The following is a 20,817-nucleotide window of genomic DNA, read 5'->3' as shown; positions in this document are numbered from 1 at the left end:
ACGAAAAAAACCGCCGGTCTGGAACAAGAAAAACTGATCATGAACCTTCGCTTCCTCGAAACCTTCGTCTGGGTCGCCCGGCTCAAGAGCTTCCGCCTGACGGCAGAAAAGCTGTTCACCACCCAGGCTTCGGTATCCAGCCGTATTGCCGCACTGGAGGCTGACCTGGGCGTGAAGCTGCTGCTGCGCGATTCCCGCGGCGTCAGCCTGACCCCGGAGGGCGGCAAGGTACTGGAATACGCCGAACGCATGCTGGAAACCGCCAAGGCCATGAAGCAATCGCTGGACAGCGACCGGGCCAAGGTCGGGCGCATTCGCATCGGGGTGATGGATACTGTGATCCACACCTGGATGAGCGCACTGGTGGCGGAGTTGAGCGAGCGATACCCGCAGGTGGAAATCGAACTGGTGGCCGACACCGCGCTGAACTTGCGCGAGCAGTTGCAGAAGGGTTTTCTTGACGTGATTTTGCAGACCGATTTGCTACGCGAGCAATCGATCCGCAGCCTCGACCTGGCGCGCTACCCAATGGGCTGGGTGGTAGCCGCAGGCGCCCACCAGCACCGGGACTATGCGTCGCTGGCCGAACTTGGGCGCGAGCGTATCATCACCTTCTCGAAGAATTCACGGCCGCACCAGGAGGTACTGAGCTTGCTGCAGACTGCGGGGGCAGAGGCGCCGCGGTTGAATTGCGTGAACTCGGTGGCGGCGATTACCCGGCTGTTGCGCGACGGTTTTGGCATTGGCGCGCTACCGCCGGCGCTGGTGGATGCCGACTTGGGCCGGGGCGAGCTGGTGCTGCTGGAAGGGTTGCGGCCGCCGCCGAGCCTGGAGCTGGTGGTGGCGTGGCAGACCGGGGTGGCGTTGGTAGATGAGGTGGTTGGGGTTTGCCGGCAGGTGCTGGAGCGTTATGCGCGGGATGTGGGTGGGCAGCGGATCGTGCTGGTCTGAACGACGGTCTCTGCCTGTACCGGCCCTTTCGCGGGCTCGCCCGCTCCCGCCCGCCAGGCCTGTGATAATCCTGTGGGGCCGGGCAAGCCCGTGAAAGGGCCGGTACAGGTACAGCAGAACTTAGCGCCAGCTCTCTTTCACCGCCCTGCGCCGCCCGCCCAGGATCAGCCAGCCAATCCCCAGCAACAGGCTTTCGACCACAAACGCCAGCACAAAACCGGCACCAACCCCCCAGCCGATCGCCTCGGGCACCAGCAGAATCTGGTAGCTGTAGCCATTGAGGGTTTCTTCGCGCAACTGCGGGTCGGCCTGCACCAGCACATGCCACGTACGCTCGGCCCATGACCCTTGCAGCACCTGCCATTCATTTTCCAGCAGTTCGTTGCGGATCATCAGGCTTTCGATGCTGTTGGCGTCACTGATGAACACCGGGTCGTCGCTGCTGCGGTAGTGCTGCAGCAGCGCCTGCAAGTCGCCCTTGAAAAAGCGCTCGGCCGTTTGCCGGAACCCATCGAGCGCCTCGCGCGATTCGAACAAGTGCGCCTCGACCCGCTGGCTATAGTCCTTGACCAGCCCCGGGACCTGAATACCGGCCAGCAGGCCGAAGGTGAACAACAGCAATCGAAGGTAACTTCTGAACATGCAGGCGTCCTTAGCTCTGGCCGTGCGCCACGCACTCGCCGTGCCGCCACAGGGCCCACTGACCCGGTGCGTAGCGGTGCCAGGACTCGTTCTCGGTCAGGGCCTCGGTGGCAATCACCGTGACCACGTCGTTGGGGGTGGTTTCGGTATGAAAATCGACGATCAGGTCGACATCCTTTAACCGTGCGGCACCAAATGGCGCACGGCGGGTAATGTGCACCAGCTTGGTCGAGCAAAAGCAGAACAGCCAGTCGCCGTCGCTGAGCATGCAGTTGAATACGCCCTGACCACGGTAGCCGGCACAGGCTTCGACCAGCACTGGCAGCAGCTGTTCCACCGGCACCGGTTCCGGGAAAGCGCTGCGGATGCGGTTGAGCAGGTCACAGAAGGCCGCTTCGCTGTCGGTGTCGCCCACTGGCCGGTAGAAACTGGCCAGGCCCTTGAAGTCACCCAGCTGGCCGTTGTGCGCGAAGCACCAGTTGCGGCCCCACATTTCCCGCACGAACGGGTGGGTATTGGACAAGCACACCCTGCCGACATTGGCCTGACGGATATGACCAATCACCACTTCGCTTTTGATCGGGTAGCGCTGCACGAGGTTGGCCACTTCCGACTCGCTGCTCGCAGCCGGGTCCTGGAACAGGCGCAGCCCGCGGCCTTCGTAAAAGCCTATCCCCCAGCCGTCACGGTGCGGGCCGGTACGCCCGCCCCGCTGCATCAGGCCGGTGAAGCTGAAAACGATGTCGGTAGGGACGTTGGCACTCATGCCCAGCAGTTCGCACATCGGAGTGTCTCCGTTTACAGGCGTGGTTCGACCCGGCCTGCGCCACGCGCAGCGGCTGGCGGCGAGTCGTCACGGTAACGGTCGCTGCGCTCGGCTGCCAGCGGCGCTTGGGCGCCGAGCTGATCATCCTCGGCCAGCTGACGCTTGGCAGCGGCTTCGGCCTGTTCACGGCGTGCGTGCGCGCGCTTTTCAAGCGGCCAGCGCAGCAGGACGAAGAGGAAGTACAGGCCGAAAGCGATCATGCCGTACATGACGAAGTCGGACACAGCGCGCCAGGCGTTGTTGCCGACCTTGAAGGCAACATCCAGCGCAGTGATGGCGATTGCCGGGGCGAAGCTGTCCTTGACCGGATCGACGATGGTCGGGGTCAGCAGCAGCACCGCCAGCACCACCCGTAGCGGTTCGCGCAGCCAGCGCCACATCCAGCCGGTGAGCTTGAAGCCCACCAGCAGGCACCCTAAGGCGGCCACTGCGTACAGGCCCCAGGCGAAGGTGTAGTCGTTCTCGGTCATGGTGTTCGTGCAAGCCAGGCAAAGAGTTGCCTATGATAAACACTTTTCAGGGCGCAGACAGTGTTTGCCCCAATCAAGAGATCTTCAATGCCAACCAAGCCCCAACCCCCGATTGCCCAAGCCAACCAGGCAACCGACCCGTATGCCTGGCTGCAACAGCGCGACACCCCAGAGGTCCTCGCCTACCTGCAAGCTGAAAACGCCTACCAGGAAGCCTGCCTGGCCGACCAGGCCCCGTTGCGTGAGCAACTCTTCGAAGAGATCAAGGGCCGCATCCTGGAGACCGACCTGTCACTGCCGGCGCCCTGGGGCCCCTACCTGTATTACACCCGTACCACCGCCGGCGACGAATACCCGCGTCACTACCGCTGCCCACGCCCGGCCGACGACTCGAACACCGTCGATGAACGCCAGGAGCAACTGCTGCTCGACCCCAACGTCCTGGCCAACGGCGGTTTCCTTTCCCTCGGCGCGTTCAGCATCAGCCCCGACCACCGCCTGCTGGCCTACAGCCTCGACACCAGCGGCGACGAAATCTATACCCTGTACGTCAAAGACCTGGCCAGTGGCAGTGTCACTACCCTGCCCTTCGACGACTGCGACGGTAGCCTGACCTGGGCCAACGACAGCCAGACGCTATTCTTCGCTGAGCTTGACGACACCCACCGCCCATGGCGCCTGCGTCGCCACACCTTGGGCACTGACGCCGCGCAAACCGTGTTCGAAGAGCCGGACGGGCGTTTCTTCCTGCACTGCTACCGCACCAGTTCCGAGCGCCAGCTGGTACTGCTGCTGAACAGCAAGACCACCAGCGAGGCCTGGGTACTGGACGCCGAAACCCCGCAGGCACCGTTCATCTGCCTGGCGCCGCGCGTCGAAGGCCACGAATACTTCCCCGACCATGGCCAGCTCGACGGCCAGTGGCGCTGGTTCATCCGCACCAACCAGGATGGCATCAACTTCGCCCTGTACCATGCGCCAGTCGCGCCAGTACCAAGCCGCGAACAGTGGCAGGTGCTGGTGGCGCACCGCGACGCGGTCATGCTCGAAGGCCTCAGCCTGAATAGCGGTGCCCTGACCCTGAGCCTGCGCGAAGGCGGCCTGCCGATCATCGAAGTGCGCCCGCAAGGTTTGCCGGCCTACCGCGTCGAGCTGCCAGACGCCGCCTACAGCCTGTACGTGCAGGACAGCCTGGAATTTGCCAGCACTCGCATACGCTTGCGCTACGAAGCGCTCAACCGCCCGGCCCAGGTGCGCCAACTGGCGTTGTCCACGGGCGACCAGGTGGTGCTCAAGCAAACCCCGGTGCTCGGTGCATTCGATGCCGATGATTATGTCAGTGAGCGCCTGTGGGCAACCGCAGCGGACGGCACCCAGGTGCCGATCAGCCTGGTACGCCGCCGCCAGGACCTGGGCAAGACCGTGCCGCTGTACCTGTACGGCTATGGCGCCTATGGCGAAAGCCTCGACCCTTGGTTCTCACATGCGCGCCTGAGCCTGCTGGAACGTGGCGTGGCCTTTGCCATCGCCCATGTGCGTGGTGGCGGTGAACTGGGGGAGGCCTGGTACCGCGCCGGCAAGCAGGAGCACAAGCACAACACCTTCAGCGACTTCATCGCCTGCGCCGAGCACCTGATCAGCCAGGGCGTGACGGCCGCCGACCGCCTGGCCATCAGTGGTGGCAGCGCTGGCGGCCTGCTGATCGGCGCGGTGCTCAACCTGCGCCCGGAACTGTTCCGCTGCGCCATTGCCGAGGTGCCATTCGTCGACGTGCTCAACACCATGCTCGACCCGGAGCTGCCGCTGACCGTGACCGAGTACGACGAATGGGGCAACCCTGAAGAACCAGAGGTGTATGAACGGATCAAGGCTTATGCGCCGTACGAGAATCTGAAAGCGCAGGCCTACCCGGCGATGCTGGTGGTGGCGGGCTACAACGACAGCCGCGTGCAGTATTGGGAAGCCGCCAAATGGGTGGCGAAGTTGCGCACGCTCAAGACCGACAGCAACCTGCTGCTGCTCAAGACCGAGATGGGGGCTGGGCATGGTGGGATGAGCGGGCGGTACCAAGGGTTGAAAGATGTGGCGCTGGAGTATGCGTTCGTGTTTGGCGAGCTAGGTATTGCCTAAACCCAGGTTTGAGCACCCGCGCGATTGGACTGTGGGAGCGGGCAAGCCCGCGAAGCCAACACCGTGGTGGATGGCACGGGCTTCGCCCCGCAAGCCCGCTCCCACACCCGCCAGCTTCAGAAATTGAGCAAGACAGTTGCTCCAACATGATGACGGCGTGGGCCGCTCATGCTCAATCATTCTGGGCCGGCGGCTTCGGCGGCTCCGGCCGCAACCCGGGCAATGGCTGGTCCTTCGGCGGGCCGGGCACTGGCATCGGCGGCAACAACGGCGCCCCCGGCTGACTGTCATAAGCCTTGGGCGGTGTACTCGGAGTTATCTGCGGGTATGGCGTGGGCGTGGGCGTACCCGGTGCACCAGGCACTGGCGTATTGAGTCGAGGTGGCGTGCTGGCAGCTTCTGCCAGAGGCAGGCCAGCCATCAACAGCGCGGCGAGGATCGCGTGAAACATCAGCAACCTCCTGTCGGGAACCTTGCTACAGGCTACGCCTAAATCAACGCTTTCGCCTGTCCGCCTGACCTGCAAGCGCGCTAGACTCAATGGCATAACCGTCACCTGCCCGATCAGAACAAAGGAAACACCATGAGCTCCACCTCTTCTGCCGCCGCTACCGCGCGCCTCGACCGCATCCTGGCCGATGCCAAGCGCGACAAGGAAATGGGCTACCGCGACAAGGCCCTGAGAATGTACCCGCACGTGTGCGGCCGCTGCGCCCGCGAATTCGCCGGCAAGCGCCTGAGCGAGCTGACCGTGCATCACCGTGACCACAACCACGACAACAACCCTCAGGACGGCTCCAACTGGGAGCTGCTGTGCCTGTACTGCCACGACAACGAGCACTCGCGCTACACCGACCAGCAGTACTTCAGCGAAGGCTCCACCAGCACCCCGAGCATTGCCAAGGCTACGCACAACCCGTTTGCCGGGTTGGCGGGCATGCTGAAGAAAGACTGACCATCGATTCGCCCCCCGCTGCTACCGGGCAGCCCGTATAATCGCGCTTTTTTTCGCGAAGGGCCCCGGTACGTGGCAAACAAACGATACAGCTGCATCGGCCTGTTCAACCCCAAGTCGGCAGAAAACGTCGGCTCTGTGATGCGCGCCGCGGGCTGCTATGGCGTCAATTCGGTGTTCTACACGGGCAAACGCTATGAGCGCGCGCGTGACTTCGTCACCGACACCAAGCGCGTGCACTACGACATCCCGCTGATCGGCATCGACGACCTGCAGCGCATTATCCCGCTGGGGTGCACGCCAGTGGCGGTGGAACTGGTGGAGGGTGCGCGGCCATTGCCGGACTACACCCATCCGGACCGTGCCATTTACATCTTCGGACCAGAGGATGGCTCGTTGAGCGAAGAGGTGCGGGGCTGGTGTGAGGAGACAATCTACATACCAACCGAGGGCTGCATGAACCTGGCGGCAACGGTGAATGTGGTGCTGTACGACCGCTTGGCCAAGGGGCTGAATACCCGCTCGGGGCCCAAGTTCAAATAAAAAGGCCGCCACTGCGGCGGCAGGACAGACCTGCCAACACAGGGCGACCGAGTGCTGAGCTCCGTCAGAACAGCACCGAAACCGGGCCGAACATTGCCTCGACAAACCATGGGTTGTCGCGATCAACGTTGCCGACGATGGTTGGCTGCACGCTCCCCATCCTCGGTTTCGCCCCGTGAACAATGCTGAGTTTCTGCTCGGCGGTGTATTCCAGGTACGACTTGATACGCTTGAAATGCGACTTGCAGACGATGCCGCCCTGCCGATTGTCAGGCGCAGGGATACCTAGTGCAGCACCTTGCTCTGCAGCACATCGGAACGCCGCCCCAGCACGTTCTCGCTGATCTGCACAAAGTCTTCGGTACTGACGCTGGGCAGGCGCATCAGCCCACGCACCACATCGTCCAACGAACGCTTGGCCTGGGTGTGAATGCGGATTTCCTTGTCCAACGCCTGCAACAGCATCACGCCACGGGCCACCTGCGCCGGACTGGCGCGCTCACCCTTGAGCCGGTTGACCTTGGCGCCCTGCTTGCTCAGGCGCGCCTGCCAGACCTGGTAGCGGTCGTCACTCATCCCGCCCGAGCGGCGTAGCAACTCGTTGGCGTAATAATCGGTCAGGCTTTCTACCAGCCAGTCACTGCCGTCGCGCCCGTGAATCTGCGCGAAGAGTTGCACCAGTTCGCGCAGCAACGGGCTATTGCCGTTTTCGCTGACCATGGGCCGGGCACTGTTCAGGTACAACGAGCCCTGCGCAGCCATAGCCCCTCGCCACATGCCGTCACGCGCCCCGACCAAAAGCAGCTTGGGCGGGTTACGCGGGAACACAGCTTGTAGTTGTGGCCAGACGAATGTGAGCAAGGTCAGGTTGTCCATGCGCCGCATGCCCTGCCCCACCGGTGCGGCCACGGTCACTTCGGTCTCGCCCAGGCGAGCGCGGCGGCTGCCCAGGTCGCCGGCAAGCATCCAGCCGGTCGGGCGATCGAACAGGCGCGACACGTTGTCGATGCGAAACTTCCCCTTGCCAATGCGCGGCCAGGACGTTTCGATGCTCTTCCAGCCCTCGGGCAGGTCGAAAGCCAGGCGCGCCACCAACTCGGTACCGTCCTGCTGGTCGAGGCGCGCAGGGGGTATCAACTGGTCGCCGAGGAACAGTGCCCAGTGCGGGGTGACGCGTGATGAATAGGCGCCGCTGGCCAGCTTCTGGTCCAGCTGCACGCGGTAGCTGAGGCTGGTCTTGCCGGCCGCTGGCTGCCATATGCCACGCTGCCCCTTCAGTTGCCATTGCCCATCAGCCTGGAAGCCGCTGTAAGCCCCGGCCTTGCTCAGGTCGAAGTCCAGGCTGCGCACTACGCTGCCTTCGGCCAATGTAACGCGCACTTCAGCCTGGCCACTGGCAGGCAGCAATCGCACTTGGTAGTCGAGGTCGACCTTTTTCGCCCAGGCCGGCGAACTGGCCATCAGGCCCAACAGCAACAACAGCTGGCAACGCATACAGAAACTCCTTGTTTCCCCGGGGCAGCGGGTCGCGCCGGTCAGCTGGCGCGGAAGATCAGGTGGTCTTCCCAGTCGTCTTCGTGCACATCGTGTTCACTGAGCATACGCCCCGACTGTGAAATGCGCTGTTCATGGACCTGTTGGCGATCGCCACAGACCAGGTGATGCCAGGCCGGCAAGTCCTTGCCCTCACTGACCAGACGGTAACCACAGGTACTTGGCAGCCACTTGAACTGGTCGGCCTTGCCCGGGGTAAGCTGGATGCAGTCCGGCACTTGGGCGAAGCGGTTGGGGTAGTCACTGCACTGGCACGTATCCAGGTCCAGCAACTTGCAGGCGATGCGGGTGTAATAGACGCTGTTGTCGTCTTCGTCCTCGAGCTTTTGCAGGCAGCACAGGCCGCAGCCATCGCACAGCGACTCCCACTCTTGCTGGCTGAGTTGTTCGAGGGTCTTGCGCCGCCAGAACGGCGCGTTTTCAGCGATCATCACACGGGGTTCCTGCATTCATCTTGGGGGCCACAGCGCGCGGCGGCGCCAGTCTAGAGCCTGGCCTTCGGCAAAGCCAGACCGCTTGTCAGTCACGCCGACACGCAGTGGTGCCGTTCAATCGCAGCCAGGCGCAACAGGCTTCGGCGCTATGGCACACCTTCGACACAGCCCATACATTTCAATAACCCCGGTCGAAGTCCACTTCTCCCCGCAACCCCTGCCCCGCTTCATAAGCCCGCACGTTCTCGACAAACAAACGCACCATCGCCGCCGGCGAGGTGGGCGCCGAGCTGTGCCCGGTCAGTAGCAAGCCCCAGGCGGTCCAGAACGGGTGTTGCTTGGGCAGCGGCTCCTGGCGGCACACATCGATTACCGCACCGGCCAGATGGCCCGCCTTCAGCGCCTCAACCAGATCGGCATCGACCACCGCCACACCACGGCCGGCGTTGATGAACAAGGCCGAGGGCTGGAAGCACTTGAACAGCGCTGCGTCATACAGGTCATGAGTCGCCGGGGTATCGGGCAGCAGGTTCAGCACGTAATCGACCTGGCCGACCATGCGCGGCAGGTCGACCAGCGCCGCCACCTCGACGAACGGCGCCTGCTCACGGGCGCTGCTGGCGACCCCGTAAAGCTCCACACCAAACGGCTGCAGGAACTCGGCCACACGCTGACCAATGTCACCTACACCCACAATGAGAACCTTGCGCCCTTCCAGGCTGCGCCCCGGGTGGTCATCCCAACGCCGCTCGACCTGGCTGACCAGGCGCGCAAGCACCTCACGCTCATGGCCTAGCATATAGGTGAGCATGTACTCGGCCATCACTTGCCCGAAGATACCCACTGCCCGGCTCAGGCGGTAATCACGCGGCAGGCCATCGGCCAACAACGGCGTGATACCGGCCCAGGTCGACTGCATCCAGGCAGGCTTATGGCCTTGGCGCAGCAGACTTGCCAGCAAGTCCGGCTGGCCCAGCCACACCGGGCACTGCGGTGCCTGGCGGGCGAGTTCGGCAGAGTCGCCGCTGGTCAGAACTTCCACTTCAGGCGCGGCTGCGCGCAAAAGCTCGGCGTATCGAGCATGGTCATGCTCAGCAATCAGTACGCGCATGGTCAGACGGGGTCGTTACGGCGCAGCAGCTCTTCGGGCAGGTGCTCGATGTACTCATCTTCCAGCGGCGGCATCTGCAGGTGGTAACCTTGGCTTTCGAGGTTCTCCAGCACCTTGCTGATGTCCTCGCGGGCCAGCTTGCGCTCAGGGCTGAGCACCAGGTCGAAAGCGTGAACGGGGGTGCCGAAAAACGGCAGCAGGCCTTCAGGCACGCGCTCCAGGCCGTCAGCCTTGAGCACGTACAGGTACATTTCGTTCTTGCGTGGGCTCTTGTAGATCGAGCAAATGCGTTTCATCGGGTTTCTCCGGCACCTGCCAGGTTGTCCAGCAGGGCCTGGCCCATGCGCTCACGGCGCCAGCCGCGCAGCGAATCGGGCAGTTGATAAGGGCCATTGGGGTAACCGCTCTTGAGCAGCGCCTCCAGGGCTTTCTTGCGCAGCATCAGCTCGGGCGCAATCCCCAGGCGCTCGCCTTCGGCCTGGCCGATGGCACGCAACTGCTTGAGGAGGCCGGCAGCCTCGATCGGCAGCGGCTCGGGCAAGGGCGCTGGCCATTGCTCGGCAGGCAGGCTGGCGGCGCGCTTGATCAGCTGGATGAGGAACTCACCGTCCTGACGAATGGTGCGCGGGTGCATCTCGTCGATCTTGGCCAAGGCCGACAGGTTGTTCGGCTGGCTCTTGGCCATGGGCCACAGCGAGTGCTCCTTGAGGATACGATTGCGCGGGACATCGCGGTTGCGCGCCTCGCGCTCGCGCCAGGCGCACAGCTCACGCAGCACTGCCAGTTGTTGAGGCGCCAGCTTCCAGGCCAGCTTGACGTCGCGATACAGGCTTTCGGGCTCGACTTCACGGCGCAACGCAGCCACCAGCTCGGCGCCGTCTTCCAGCACCCAGGCGTACTTGTCGTCACTCAGCCGCGGGCGCAGCACGGTGAACAGCTCGGCCAGGTGCACGGCATCTTCGGCAGCGTAGCTGACCTGGGTTTCCGAGAGCGGGCGTTGCAGCCAGTCAGAGCGGGTTTCGCCTTTGGGCAATTCGATGCCCAGCACTTCCTGCACCAGGCGCGAATAGCCCATGGAGAAGCCCAGGTTCAGGTAACCGGCGGCCAGCTGAGTGTCGAACAGCGGTTGAGGCAGCTTGCCGGTCAGGCGCAGCAGCACTTCAAGGTCTTCGCTGCAGGCGTGCAGCACCTTGACCACACCGCTGTCTTCCAGCAGGTCGGCCAAGGGTTGCCAGTTGCCGATCAGCAGCGGGTCGATCAGGAAGGCGCGTTGGCCGTCGCCGATCTGAATCAGCCCGGCTTTCGGGTAGAAGGTGTCGACCCGCATGAATTCGGTGTCGACGGCGACGAACGGCAACTGGTGCCAGTCGCGGCAGTGTTCGGCCAGGCTCTGGTCGTCACGGATCCAGTGAATTTCGATGGCCACAAGGCTCTCCCACTAACATTGGCGCGCAGTATATACGGCGCGGGCACTGCTGGTGAAACTGTCCAGCTTTTCGGGAGCAGTCCACCCTGTGGGAGCGGGCGCGCCCGCGAAGAAGGCAACACGGTGTATGGCACGGGCTTGGCCCGGGTTCGCGGGCTTGCCCGCTCCCACAGGGACCGCGCAAGCTTGCATGACACGCGACTGGCTTCAGCGCTTGGCCGCCAGCCAGGGCCGGCAACTGGCGAACATGTCCAGCGACTGCTGGTAGAGTTCGGTGTGTACCTGCAACAAGCCAAGCATCGAGTGGAACAGGTTGTCCTGGGACAGCGGGGCATCGCTGAGCCGGGCCAGGCAGTCGGTATCGACGCCGAAGTCCTCCTTGTAGCTGTCAGAGAACCAGGTCAGCAGCGGCACATGCTTCTGCGGCTCGGGAGCGATGGCGTACGGCGTACCGTGCAGGAACAGGTTGTACTCGCCCAGCGACTCGCCGTGGTCGGACAGGTAGATCATCGCCGTGTCGACCTTGTCTTGCTTGCTGCGCAGGATATCGATCAGCGAGGCCAGCACCTTGTCGGTGTAAGCAAGGGTGTTGTCGTACCCGTTGATGATTTCCTCCTTGCTGCACTGGTTCAACGCGTTGCTTTGGCAAACCGGGGTGAAGCGCTCGTCGTCACTGGGGTAGCGCTTGAAGTACTCGGGGCCGTGGCTACCCATCTGGTGCAGCACCAGCACGGTGTCCTTGTCGAGGTTGTCGATCAGCGCGTCCAGGCCTTGCAGCAGGATCTGATCATGGCATTCGCCATTGGCGCACAGCTGCGGATCCTTGAGGTTGCTGACATCGATGAACTGCACGCGATCGCAGGTGCCTTTGCAGCCCGACTGGTTGTCACGCCACTGCACGGCCAGGCCGGCACGCTGGAGAATGTCCAACAGCCCTTCACGGTTTTTCGCTACCCGGGCATCGTAGTCCCTGCGCTTCATGCCCGAGAACATGCAAGGCACCGAAACCGCCGTTTCCGTACCACACGAGTGCACGTCGGAAAACGCCAGCAGGCCCTGCTCCTTGGCGAGATTCGGCGTGGTATCGCGGTCATAGCCCAGCACGCCGAAATGGTCTGCCCGGGCACTTTCCCCGACCACCAGCACGGTCAGCGACTTGCGCTCATGTTTTTGCCAGGCCGCATCACGCTTGGCATCTTCGCCATAATGCTGGAACGGGCGCGAGGCCGTACCGACACGCTCGCTGACATAACCAATGGAAGCCCCGACGATATTGCTGGGGGTGAGCATCAGGCGCAGTTCATGGTGATTGCGAAACAGCGACGACAGCCCCTGATAATTGACCAAGGCGACCGAGCCGATGGTCACTACACAGGCGCCACTGACCACCAACTTACCCAGCAGCTCGCGGTGCCAGGGGCGGTAAGCGATCTTCGCCTTCCACAGCAGCACCGAAGGCAGCACACCCAGCAGCAGGATATATGCGGCAAACTTGAACGACATCAAGTCGCGCACTTCCGCAATATTGGTCTCGGCCATATTACGAAACATACCGGTATCAATAAGTACACCGTACTGGTTCATGAAGTAAGCCACGCCTGCGCCACTCATGAACAACACGATAAGTACCGGCTTCAATACATATCGGAAAGCAAGTAACGTGAGGATCAGATTGAAGGCGAAGAGCATCAGCATGGCAAACGCCAGGCTTAGCCACAACCCCGACAGGCCGGCAGGAACCGCGGCTTGCAGGTGCTCCCAGAGGAACATGTTGAAGCCGATCAGCAGGTAAAGACTGGCCAGCAGCGTGACCCATTCAGTCCGCAGGGATTTGAAGTTGAGCATCAGCGTTCGCAATCAAGAGTGATTTTCAACCCCCAGGCCAGAAGGCACCGTGGGAAAGTTGGGCGAACTCTAGAAAGGGCGCCATCAAATTTTTGTGAAAAAGACGGTAACAATTTCGTGAAGGTGCGTCTTTTACAAATAATCTCAAAATCATTCAGCTGCCATTCAGCCTGGGCAGCCGCCACAAGCCTGCGCAAAGACAGCTATCCTCAGTGATCAGAGCCTTACCGACAACCCTGACAGAGGTGAAGAAATGCCAGTTCCGCATGATCTGCTCGCTGACCTGCACGTTACCGCTGATGCATTCCAGGCGCTCATTGACAAGGATCAGGACCTGCACAAACTGCACAAGGAGTACAACGCCAAGGACAAGGAGGTGGTCGCCGCCGAAGGCAACGGTACCAACGACGAGGCCGTCAACCGCCTGCGCAAGGAAAGGTTGCTGATCAAGGACAAGATCGAACGGATCATTCATCCGCCCAAATCCTGACAGGCATCTATTGAATCCGCCGGCCTCTTCGCGGGCAAGCCCGCTCCTACATTGAAACACGACACCTGCAGGAGCGGGCTTGACCGCGAAGAGGCCAGCAGCCCTTACACAGCAACCAGCGCTTTCAACGCCCCATCCAGGTCCTCGACCAGGTCACGGTAATCCTCGATACCTACCGACAACCGCAGCAGGTTTTCGCTGATACCCATCACCCCTTTCTGCTCCGGGCTCAGCGAGCAGTGCGACATGCTCCAGGAATGGTTGATCATGCTCTCCACCCCGCCCAGTGAGTCAGCCAGCACAAAAATCTGCAGTGCCTCTACCAGGCGGTTGAGCGCGGCGCGGTCGCCCTTGACCTTCATCGCCACCACTGCCCCGCCACTGCGCATCTGGCGTTTGCACAGTTCATGCTGTGGGTGGCTTTCCAGCCCCGGGTAATAGACCTGCTCGACCTGCGCGTGGCCTTCCAGGAAGCGTGCCACCTGCAGGGCATTGGCGCACTGGCGCTCCATGCGCACATCCAGGGTTTTGAGGCCGCGCAGGGCCAGGTAGCAGTCGAACGGCCCCTGCACCGCACCAATCGCCATGCTTATACGGCGCAGGCGGGCCAGCAGCGCGTCATTGGCTGCCACCACCACACCGCCGGTGAGGTCGGAGTGGCCACCGATGTACTTGCTGGCCGAGTGCATCACCAAGTCCACGCCCAAGGTGATCGGGCGCTGGTTCCACGGTGAGCAGAACGTGTTGTCGATACAGGTAAGAATTCCCCGCGCCCTGGCCAGGTCGCATACCGCCTTGATGTCGACCAGGTGCAGCAACGGGTTGGTCGGCGATTCGATCCAGATCAGCTGGGTTTCCGGCTTGATCGCAGCCGCTACGGCTTCAAGGTCGTTGAGATCGACATAGGTGGTGGTCAGCCCCGAGGTGCGGCTGCGGTAATCTTCCATGATGCGGAATGTGCCACCGTACACGCCGTTCATCACCACCACGTGGGCATCCTTGGGCAGCAGCTCAAGCACGGTTGCGGTGGCATTGACTCCCGAGGCGCAGGCCACAGCGCCCACGCCTTCTTCCAGGGCAGCGACACAGGTTTCGTAGGCATGCCGGGTGGGGTTGCCGACGCGACTATAGGAATATTCCGGCTTGTCATCCAGGCTGCGCTTGGTGAACGAACTGGCGGTGACGATGGCCGGGAAAATGGCGTTATCGGCAACGCTGAACTGCTCGCCGGCGTGAATGGTACGGGTGGCGAAATTGCGCGGCTTGTCGGACATGGTCAGGCCCATTGGCAGAATGAAAGCTGCAACTATCGCACAACCCAAATCGTCTGGCCTTGGGGTAATCTGTGAAATATTTTTCTGCACGGCCAGCGCACGATATGGACAGTTTCGACCAGCACATTCTTACCCTGCTACAGCGTGATGCCTCGATCTCGCTGAAGGACCTGGCCGAGGCCGTCAACCTGTCCACCACACCGTGCTGGAAGCGGGTCAAGCGCCTGGAAGAAGACGGCTACATACTCGGCCGTGTCGCCCTGCTGGACCCCGAACGGCTGGGGCTGGGGCTTACTGTGTTCGTCCAGCTCAAGACCCAGCGCCACGACAGCGCCTGGCTGGAGCAGTTTGCCGCGACCGTCACCGGGTTCGAGGAAGTGATGGAGTGCTACCGCATGTCCGGCGACTGGGACTACATGCTGCGGGTGGTGGTGGGCGATATCGCGGCGTATGACCGGTTTTACAAAAAGCTGATTACCCGTACCGACGGGCTATCGAACATCACCTCCAGTTTTGCCATGGAGCAGATGAAGTACACCACGGCTTACCCGGTGCATCGCGCCTGACTGGTGCTGGATTCTTCGCGGGCTCGCCCGCTCCCACAGGGTCACCTCAACCTCAAGCGCTGTGGGGTCCTGTAGGAGCGGGTTCACCCGCGAAGGGGCCAGTACAGGCACCCCATCAATCCGAGGCCAACACCGCCGCAATGCGGTTCCCCGCCTTGGCTTTCACGACCTTGATCGCCACGAATTTCGAGGTCGGGGTATAGGTCCCCTCACCATAGCTTTCCAGCGGTACCAACGGGTTGGTTTCCGGGTAATACGCCGCCGCCTGCCCCTCCGGCACGTCATACGCCACCAGGCGGAACCCCGACACCCGCCGCTCCACGCCATCCTCCCACAACGACACAAGGTCCACCTGCTCACCCGGCTCGAAGCCCAGGCGACGGATGTCCGCCTCATTGACGAACACCACTTCACGCAGGCCGAACACCCCACGGTAGCGGTCGTCCAGGCCATACAGGGTGGTGTTGTACTGGTCGTGCGAGCGCAGGGTCTGCAGGATCAGGTCGGGTTTGTCACCCCGGGCCAGCACCTTGGCATTGACCAGCTCCTCGGGCAGCGCGTGGGGCATGAACCGGGCCTTGCCCGTGGCCGTTCGGAAGTTGCGATCGGCGGCGGTGTTACCCAGGTGGAAACCGCCCGGCTGCTGCAAGCGCTCATTGAAGCTGGCGAAACCAGGGATAACGTCTGCGATCATCTGACGAATACGGCTGTAGTCGGCCACCGCAAACTCCCAGTCTATCGGCTGGTTACCCAGCGTAGCCTTGGCCATGCCGGCGATGATCCAGGGCTCCGAGCGCATATGCGGCGAGCGCGGGCGCAACTGGCCGTGGGAGATGTGCACCATGCTGAAGGTGTCCTCCACAGTCACGCCTTGCGGCCCTTCGGCCTGCAGGTCGATTTCGGTACGGCCCAGGCACGGCAGGATCAGCGCATCGCGGCCGGTGACCAGGTGCGAGCGGTTGAGCTTGGTGGAAATCTGCACGGTCAACGCGCAGTTCTGCAGCGCCGCGTGGGTGCGCGCGGTGTCCGGGGTGGCTTGGGCAAAGTTGCCGCCCAAGCCGATGAACACCTTGGCCCGTCCCTCTTCCATGGCTTTGATCGCCAACACCGCGTTGTGCCCATGGGTACGCGGCACACTGAACTGGAAACGTTGTTCGATGGCATCGAGTAGCGCCGCCGACGGCTTCTCATCAATGCCCATGGTACGGTCACCCTGCACGTTGCTGTGGCCACGCACCGGCGACAGGCCTGCGCCGGGTTTGCCGACGTTGCCGCGCAGCAGCTGCAGGTTGACGATTTCCTGCACGGTCGGCACCGAATGGCGATGCTGGGTGACGCCCATGGCCCAACACATGATGACCCGTTCGGCCTTGCGATACATGCGGGCGGCCAGCTCGATCTCGGCCAGGGTCAAGCCCGACTGTTTGACGATGTGCTCCCAGGACGTGGCGTCCACCGTCGCCAGGTAATCGTCGACGCCGCTGGTGTGCTCGGCGATGAAGGCATGGTCGAACACCGCCGGCTCGCCCTTGGCCTGCGCCTCGCGCTCCCATTGCAACAAATATTTGGCAATGCCGCGCATTGCCGCCATGTCCCCGCCCAAGGCCGGGCGGAAGTAGGCACTGGAGGTCGGCTCGGAGCCGTTGCTGAGCATTTCGAACGGGTGCTGCGGGTGCTGGAAGCGCTCGAGGCCACGCTCTTTCAGCGGGTTGAAGCAGACTACCTGGGCACCACGCTTGACCGCTTCCCGCAGGGGTTCGAGCATGCGCGGGTGGTTGGTGCCGGGGTTCTGGCCAATGACGAAGATCGCGTCGGCCAGTTCCAGGTCGTGGAACACCACGGTGCCCTTGCCCACCCCGAGGGTTTCCGACATGCCCGCGCCGCTGGCTTCGTGGCACATGTTCGAGCAATCAGGGAAGTTGTTGGTGCCGTAAGCGCGCACGAACAGTTGGTAGAGGAACGCCGCCTCGTTGCTGGCCCGGCCCGAGGTGTAGAACTCGGCCTCATCTGGCGACTGAAGCGCATGCAGGTGCCTGGCGACCAGCTCGAAGGCCTCCTGCCAGGTGGTTTCGACATAGTGGTCGGTGGCGGCGTCGTAACGCATCGGGTGGGTGAGGCGGCCCTGGTATTCGAGCCAGTAGTCGGTCTGCTCCTTCAACGCGCTGACGCTGTATTTGGCGAAGAAAGCCGGGTCGACCGAGCGGCCGGTGGCTTCCCAGTTGACCGCCTTGGCGCCGTTCTCGCAGAACTTGACCATGTCGCTTTCCGGCGACTCGCCCCAGGCACAGCCGGGGCAGTCGAAGCCGCCGTTCTGGTTGGTCTTGAGCATGGCCCGCAGGTTCTTGAAGGCATTTTCGCTGCCCAGCCAGCTCTTGGTCACGCTTTTCAGCGCCCCCCAGCCGGCGGCGGCGCCCTTGTAGTCCCTGATGTGTTCGTCCTGGCTCATGCGATGAATCCTCACGCTTCGATGCTTTTTTCCAGCCTATGGAGCGTGGGGAGGGGGCGTCCAATCGAAAGATCTTACGGCGTGATAAGCGGTTTCGATCATGGGCTTCCTGGTGCTTGCCGTGCCATCTTCAGCGCCAGTGAGATCGAGCGCCGCCCGCGCGGCGCATCGCGAGCTGCGCTCGCTCCTACGTTTGTTTCGGGCCAGTGACGCCTGTGACAGGCGCGCGCGACCGCCTGGTTTGTACGACGCGAGATCGAGCCATGCGCCAAGGCGTGCACGATCGCCTGGTTTGTGCGACGCGATATCGAGCCATGCACCAAGGCGTGCGCGCGCAAATCCCCCAGGCATCATTGGCCCGAAACAAACGTAGGAGCGAGCGTAGCTCGCGATGCGCCGCGCGGGCGGCGCTCGATCTCACTGGCGCTGAAAATGCCAAGCCGAGTGATAGAGGCCATCGATCAACCAGTAGGACAAAGCAATTTGACGCCCCTGCCCCCAGGTTATAGCTTGGAGTCATGCCCCAACCCCTTCGAGATTCGAGTGCGAACGTGGAACAGAACAGCCGGGCCCTGATCGACGGCTTCAACCGGAAAATCGACTACCTGCGGATGTCGGTCACCGACCGCTGTGACTTCCGTTGCGTGTACTGCATGGCCGAAGACATGCAGTTTCTGCCGCGCCAGCAAATCCTCAGTCTCGAAGAACTGTTCCAGGTGGCCGAGCGCTTTGTCGCCCTCGGCACCCGCAAGATCCGCCTGACGGGTGGCGAGCCACTGGTACGCCAGGGCATCGTCGACCTGTGTGGGCGCATCGCCGCCCTGCCCGGCCTGCACGAGCTGTGCCTGACCAGCAACGGCTCGCAACTCGGACGCCTGGCTCAGCCGCTGTTCGACGCCGGCGTGACACGCCTGAACATCAGCCTGGATAGCCTGGATGCCGACCGTTTCAAGCAGCTGACCCGCACCGGCGACCTTGCCCAGGTAATCGCCGGCATCGACGCCGCACGCCAGGCCGGTTTCAAACGCACCAAGCTCAACTGCGTGGTACTCAAAGGCCGTAACGACCATGAACTGGTCGATCTGGTGCGCTTTGCCATCGAACGCGAGCTGGACATCACCTTCATCGAGGAAATGCCGCTGGGGGTGATAAGCGAGCATGAACGTGACGAATCGTTCTGCTCCAGCGATGAAGTTCGTGAACGCCTGGCCGAGCAGTTCACGCTGATCGAATCGACCGAATCGTCCATGGGGCCGGCCCGCTACTGGCGCCTGGCCGAAGCCACAAACACCCGGGTCGGCTTCATTTCACCGCACAGCCACAACTTCTGCGCCACCTGCAACCGCGTACGCCTTACCGTCGAAGGCCGCCTGCTGTTGTGCCTGGGCAACGAACACTCGGTAGACCTCAAGCACGTGCTGCGCGCCCATCCTGGCAACCCCGAACGCCTGGAAAAGGCCATTCGCGACTCGCTGCACCTCAAGCCCTATCGCCATCACTTCGAAGTCGGTGGCGATGTGCAGATCCTGCGCTTCATGAACATGACCGGCGGCTGAGCAGCCGTCTCAGGACTTCCATGATCGTCCCGCCCTCCCCCGATGTGCTGCGCGTGCTGTTCACCCTCAAGGGGTCGATCGTCAAACGCATTGCCCTGCGCTGCCTGACGGTGACACTGCTGGCCGCGCTGATCGTGCTGGTCGAGCGGCATTTTCCGGCGTATTTCTACCCGGTCAGCGCCACGCCATTCACCTTGCTGGGCCTGTCGCTGTCGATCTTCATGAGCTTTCGCAACAACGCGTGCTACGACCGTTGGTGGGAGGGGCGCAAGGCCTGGGGCAAGCTGATTATAGAAACTCGCTCGTTCGTGCGGGAAAGCATGGTGATCGCCGACGAAACACTGCGCAACGAACTGCTGCGCAACTTGTGTGGCTTCGCTCATGCACTCAATGCCCGGCTGCGTAACGAGGACGAACGGGCAGCTGCCAGACCGTGGCTGGCCCAGGCCGATGCGATCAGCCCGCACAATGTGTGCGACGGTATCCTGCGTGAAATCGGCGAACACTGTTCACGGTTGGCCGCGCAGCAACAGATCAGCGAATGGCGCTACAACCTGCTGGAACAACGCCTAGTGGGCCTGACCGAAGTGCAGGCCACCTGCGAGCGGATCAAGGGCACGCCTTTGCCGTTCCCCTACACGCTGCTGCTGCACCGTACCATCTATATTTTCTGCCTGCTGCTGCCGTTTGCCCTGGCCGAGCCGCTGGGCTGGCTGGCACCGCTGTTCACCACCATCGTGGGGTACACGTTCTTCGGGCTGGATGCGATCGGCAACGAGCTGGAAGACCCGTTCGGGCGCGATGAGAACGACCTGCCGACCGATGCCATGGTGCGGACGGTGGAGCGCGATGTGCTGGCCGGATTGGGGGAACAGCAGTTGCCGCCGGCCTTGTTGCCGGTGGGGTATGTGTTGAGCTGACCGTGGGTGGTTGCCTGTTCAGGCCTCTTCGCGGGTAAACCCGCTCCTACAAGGCACAGCAGAGGGCCCGAAACCTGTGCTGTACCTTGCACCGGATACCCCTCAGCCCCGGCTTGCGCAGGCCTCGATCGGCAACAGGTGTTTGACGAAGTTGCATGGCCGGTGCCGTGCATCCAGTTGCTCTGCCAGAATCCCTTCCCAGGCGGTGCGGCAGGCCCCGGTCGAGCCCGGCAGGCAGCACACCAATGTGCGGTTGGACAACCCGGCCAATGCCCGGCTCTGTACGGTCGAGCTGCCAATATCGAGAATCGACAATGCCCGGAACAACTCGCCAAACCCATCGATACGCTTGTCCAGCAGGCACTCGACCGCTTCGGGTGTGCTGTCGCGCCCGGTAAAGCCGGTACCGCCGGTGATCAGCACCACCTGCACCTGTTCATCGGCAATCCAGCTGGCCACCTGAGCGCGGATCTTGTACAGGTCGTCCTTGAGCAGCGCTCGCGCCACCAGCCGGTGACCGACCTCGACCGAGCGGTTGGCCAGTAGCGCGCCGGAAGTATCGCTATCGTAGGTACGGGTGTCGCTGACAGTCAGCACGGCGATGTTCAGCGGTACGAAGACCGCATCAAGTTGGACGCGCACGGTGAAGCTCCTTGAAGGGCATTTTCACCACGCTAG

22 protein-coding genes are annotated in these 20,817 nt (G+C 62.7%); 8 read left to right on the top strand and 14 right to left on the bottom strand.

Going from position 1 to position 20,817, the window contains the following annotated elements; genetic code table 11:
- Positions 1-39 precede the first annotated feature (39 nt).
- Positions 40-951 (top strand): LysR family transcriptional regulator, encoded by a 912-nt coding sequence (locus ACE4QZ_RS08825; RefSeq protein WP_031322349.1) that lies wholly within the window; start codon positions 40-42, stop codon positions 949-951.
- A 120-nt stretch (positions 952-1,071) separates the two neighbouring features.
- On the opposite strand, the gene ACE4QZ_RS08820 is transcribed toward ACE4QZ_RS08825, so the two are convergent.
- Genes ACE4QZ_RS08820 through ACE4QZ_RS08810 form a run of 3 tightly spaced genes read right to left on the bottom strand, consistent with a single transcriptional unit; the run spans position 1,072 to position 2,889 of the window.
- Positions 1,072-1,593, bottom strand: coding sequence for a DUF2937 family protein (locus ACE4QZ_RS08820; protein ID WP_103462159.1), 522 nt, complete (start codon positions 1,591-1,593; stop codon positions 1,072-1,074).
- Between the two features lie 10 nt (positions 1,594-1,603).
- Positions 1,604-2,377 (bottom strand): class II glutamine amidotransferase, encoded by a 774-nt coding sequence (locus tag ACE4QZ_RS08815; protein ID WP_021783377.1) that lies wholly within the window; start codon positions 2,375-2,377, stop codon positions 1,604-1,606.
- A gap of 14 nt (positions 2,378-2,391) precedes the next feature.
- On the bottom strand, positions 2,392-2,889 hold the full coding sequence (locus ACE4QZ_RS08810; RefSeq protein ID WP_021783376.1) for a hypothetical protein: 498 nt from the start codon (positions 2,887-2,889) through the stop codon (positions 2,392-2,394).
- Between the two features lie 87 nt (positions 2,890-2,976).
- Here ACE4QZ_RS08810 and ACE4QZ_RS08805 point away from each other — a divergent pair, with 87 nt between their 5' ends.
- Complete coding sequence (locus tag ACE4QZ_RS08805) at positions 2,977-5,019, top strand: S9 family peptidase (RefSeq protein ID WP_103462158.1); 2,043 nt, start codon at positions 2,977-2,979, stop codon at positions 5,017-5,019.
- A 172-nt stretch (positions 5,020-5,191) separates the two neighbouring features.
- Here the strand turns inward: ACE4QZ_RS08805 and ACE4QZ_RS08800 are convergent, their stop codons facing one another.
- Positions 5,192-5,470 carry a hypothetical protein gene (locus ACE4QZ_RS08800; protein WP_103462157.1) on the bottom strand — a complete coding sequence of 93 codons (279 nt, stop codon included), beginning with the start codon at positions 5,468-5,470 and terminating at the stop codon, positions 5,192-5,194.
- 132 nt (positions 5,471-5,602) lie between these two features.
- Here ACE4QZ_RS08800 and ACE4QZ_RS08795 point away from each other — a divergent pair, with 132 nt between their 5' ends.
- A complete protein-coding gene (locus tag ACE4QZ_RS08795) occupies positions 5,603-5,974 on the top strand; it encodes a YajD family HNH nuclease (RefSeq protein ID WP_003254676.1) in 372 nt (123 codons plus the stop codon).
- A gap of 72 nt (positions 5,975-6,046) precedes the next feature.
- Complete coding sequence (locus ACE4QZ_RS08790) at positions 6,047-6,517, top strand: RNA methyltransferase (protein ID WP_003254677.1); 471 nt, start codon at positions 6,047-6,049, stop codon at positions 6,515-6,517.
- A 64-nt stretch (positions 6,518-6,581) separates the two neighbouring features.
- Here ACE4QZ_RS08790 and ACE4QZ_RS08785 read toward each other — a convergent pair whose 3' ends face one another.
- The 7 genes from ACE4QZ_RS08785 to ACE4QZ_RS08755 form a co-directional block, all read right to left on the bottom strand.
- Positions 6,582-6,743: a hypothetical protein gene (locus ACE4QZ_RS08785; protein ID WP_230849515.1), complete on the bottom strand. Its 162-nt coding sequence runs from the start codon at positions 6,741-6,743 to the stop codon at positions 6,582-6,584.
- Positions 6,744-6,802: 59 nt separating this feature from the next.
- Entirely contained in the window at positions 6,803-8,011 is a 1,209-nt protein-coding gene (locus ACE4QZ_RS08780; protein WP_021783373.1) for a hypothetical protein, read from the bottom strand.
- Positions 8,012-8,052: 41 nt separating this feature from the next.
- A complete protein-coding gene (locus ACE4QZ_RS08775) occupies positions 8,053-8,502 on the bottom strand; it encodes a YcgN family cysteine cluster protein (RefSeq protein ID WP_028697742.1) in 450 nt (149 codons plus the stop codon).
- 181 nt (positions 8,503-8,683) lie between these two features.
- Positions 8,684-9,616 (bottom strand): D-2-hydroxyacid dehydrogenase, encoded by a 933-nt coding sequence (locus ACE4QZ_RS08770; RefSeq protein WP_021783371.1) that lies wholly within the window; start codon positions 9,614-9,616, stop codon positions 8,684-8,686.
- 2 nt (positions 9,617-9,618) lie between these two features.
- Positions 9,619-9,912 carry a YcgL domain-containing protein gene (locus ACE4QZ_RS08765; protein ID WP_021783370.1) on the bottom strand — a complete coding sequence of 98 codons (294 nt, stop codon included), beginning with the start codon at positions 9,910-9,912 and terminating at the stop codon, positions 9,619-9,621.
- A complete protein-coding gene (gene rnd, locus ACE4QZ_RS08760) occupies positions 9,909-11,042 on the bottom strand; it encodes a ribonuclease D (RefSeq protein ID WP_064491840.1) in 1,134 nt (377 codons plus the stop codon). Before rnd ends, ACE4QZ_RS08765 begins: the two co-directional genes overlap by 4 nt.
- 207 nt (positions 11,043-11,249) lie before the next feature.
- The gene (locus ACE4QZ_RS08755; protein ID WP_021783368.1) at positions 11,250-12,887 is read right to left on the bottom strand and encodes a phosphoethanolamine transferase; all 1,638 of its coding nucleotides are present in this window, start codon (positions 12,885-12,887) and stop codon (positions 11,250-11,252) included.
- Between the two features lie 253 nt (positions 12,888-13,140).
- On the opposite strand from ACE4QZ_RS08755, the gene ACE4QZ_RS08750 reads away from it, so the two are divergent.
- Positions 13,141-13,377, top strand: a complete 237-nt coding sequence (locus ACE4QZ_RS08750) for a YdcH family protein (protein WP_016391913.1) — start codon at positions 13,141-13,143, stop codon at positions 13,375-13,377.
- 104 nt (positions 13,378-13,481) lie between these two features.
- Here ACE4QZ_RS08750 and ACE4QZ_RS08745 read toward each other — a convergent pair whose 3' ends face one another.
- Positions 13,482-14,663 (bottom strand): trans-sulfuration enzyme family protein, encoded by a 1,182-nt coding sequence (locus tag ACE4QZ_RS08745; protein ID WP_021783367.1) that lies wholly within the window; start codon positions 14,661-14,663, stop codon positions 13,482-13,484.
- Positions 14,664-14,755: 92 nt separating this feature from the next.
- Here ACE4QZ_RS08745 and ACE4QZ_RS08740 point away from each other — a divergent pair, with 92 nt between their 5' ends.
- Positions 14,756-15,217: an Lrp/AsnC family transcriptional regulator gene (locus ACE4QZ_RS08740; RefSeq protein WP_003254691.1), complete on the top strand. Its 462-nt coding sequence runs from the start codon at positions 14,756-14,758 to the stop codon at positions 15,215-15,217.
- Between the two features lie 115 nt (positions 15,218-15,332).
- Here the strand turns inward: ACE4QZ_RS08740 and ACE4QZ_RS08735 are convergent, their stop codons facing one another.
- Positions 15,333-17,663, bottom strand: a complete 2,331-nt coding sequence (locus ACE4QZ_RS08735; protein WP_028697740.1) for an FdhF/YdeP family oxidoreductase — start codon at positions 17,661-17,663, stop codon at positions 15,333-15,335.
- Between the two features lie 551 nt (positions 17,664-18,214).
- On the opposite strand from ACE4QZ_RS08735, the gene moaA reads away from it, so the two are divergent.
- Both moaA and ACE4QZ_RS08725 read left to right on the top strand, forming a co-directional pair.
- Positions 18,215-19,219, top strand: a complete 1,005-nt coding sequence (gene moaA, locus ACE4QZ_RS08730; RefSeq protein ID WP_103462156.1) for a GTP 3',8-cyclase MoaA — start codon at positions 18,215-18,217, stop codon at positions 19,217-19,219.
- Positions 19,220-19,239: 20 nt separating this feature from the next.
- Positions 19,240-20,139 (top strand): bestrophin family protein, encoded by a 900-nt coding sequence (locus tag ACE4QZ_RS08725; RefSeq protein WP_021783364.1) that lies wholly within the window; start codon positions 19,240-19,242, stop codon positions 20,137-20,139.
- A gap of 102 nt (positions 20,140-20,241) precedes the next feature.
- Here ACE4QZ_RS08725 and moaB read toward each other — a convergent pair whose 3' ends face one another.
- Entirely contained in the window at positions 20,242-20,781 is a 540-nt protein-coding gene (moaB, locus tag ACE4QZ_RS08720; RefSeq protein WP_021783363.1) for a molybdenum cofactor biosynthesis protein B, read from the bottom strand.
- Between the last annotated feature and the right edge of the window lie 36 nt (positions 20,782-20,817).

It is taken from the genome of Pseudomonas sp. DCA-1 (assembly GCF_046523955.1).
Taxonomy (GTDB): Bacteria; Pseudomonadota; Gammaproteobacteria; order Pseudomonadales; family Pseudomonadaceae; genus Aquipseudomonas; species Aquipseudomonas putida_Y.
Note: the sequence above shows the minus strand (reverse complement) of the source record. Positions and strands in the feature narration are given on the sequence as shown.

Bases quoted from the DNA above. Each gene is read 5' to 3' on its own strand.
- ACE4QZ_RS08725 (WP_021783364.1), top strand. From the start codon at position 19,240: ATGATCGTCCCGCCCTCCCCCGATGTGCTGCGCGTGCTGTTCACCCTC.
- ACE4QZ_RS08750 (WP_016391913.1), top strand. From the start codon at position 13,141: ATGCCAGTTCCGCATGATCTGCTCGCTGACCTGCACGTTACCGCTGAT.
- ACE4QZ_RS08765 (WP_021783370.1), bottom strand. From the start codon at position 9,912: ATGAAACGCATTTGCTCGATCTACAAGAGCCCACGCAAGAACGAAATG.
- ACE4QZ_RS08800 (WP_103462157.1), bottom strand. From the start codon at position 5,470: ATGTTTCACGCGATCCTCGCCGCGCTGTTGATGGCTGGCCTGCCTCTG.
- ACE4QZ_RS08745 (WP_021783367.1), bottom strand. From the start codon at position 14,663: ATGGGCCTGACCATGTCCGACAAGCCGCGCAATTTCGCCACCCGTACC.
- ACE4QZ_RS08815 (WP_021783377.1), bottom strand. From the start codon at position 2,377: ATGTGCGAACTGCTGGGCATGAGTGCCAACGTCCCTACCGACATCGTT.
- ACE4QZ_RS08735 (WP_028697740.1), bottom strand. From the start codon at position 17,663: ATGAGCCAGGACGAACACATCAGGGACTACAAGGGCGCCGCCGCCGGC.
- ACE4QZ_RS08825 (WP_031322349.1), top strand. From the start codon at position 40: ATGAACCTTCGCTTCCTCGAAACCTTCGTCTGGGTCGCCCGGCTCAAG.
- ACE4QZ_RS08770 (WP_021783371.1), bottom strand. From the start codon at position 9,616: ATGCGCGTACTGATTGCTGAGCATGACCATGCTCGATACGCCGAGCTT.
- ACE4QZ_RS08810 (WP_021783376.1), bottom strand. From the start codon at position 2,889: ATGACCGAGAACGACTACACCTTCGCCTGGGGCCTGTACGCAGTGGCC.
- ACE4QZ_RS08755 (WP_021783368.1), bottom strand. From the start codon at position 12,887: ATGCTCAACTTCAAATCCCTGCGGACTGAATGGGTCACGCTGCTGGCC.
- ACE4QZ_RS08820 (WP_103462159.1), bottom strand. From the start codon at position 1,593: ATGTTCAGAAGTTACCTTCGATTGCTGTTGTTCACCTTCGGCCTGCTG.
- ACE4QZ_RS08775 (WP_028697742.1), bottom strand. From the start codon at position 8,502: ATGATCGCTGAAAACGCGCCGTTCTGGCGGCGCAAGACCCTCGAACAA.
- ACE4QZ_RS08740 (WP_003254691.1), top strand. From the start codon at position 14,756: ATGGACAGTTTCGACCAGCACATTCTTACCCTGCTACAGCGTGATGCC.
- ACE4QZ_RS08795 (WP_003254676.1), top strand. From the start codon at position 5,603: ATGAGCTCCACCTCTTCTGCCGCCGCTACCGCGCGCCTCGACCGCATC.
- ACE4QZ_RS08805 (WP_103462158.1), top strand. From the start codon at position 2,977: ATGCCAACCAAGCCCCAACCCCCGATTGCCCAAGCCAACCAGGCAACC.
- ACE4QZ_RS08780 (WP_021783373.1), bottom strand. From the start codon at position 8,011: ATGCGTTGCCAGCTGTTGTTGCTGTTGGGCCTGATGGCCAGTTCGCCG.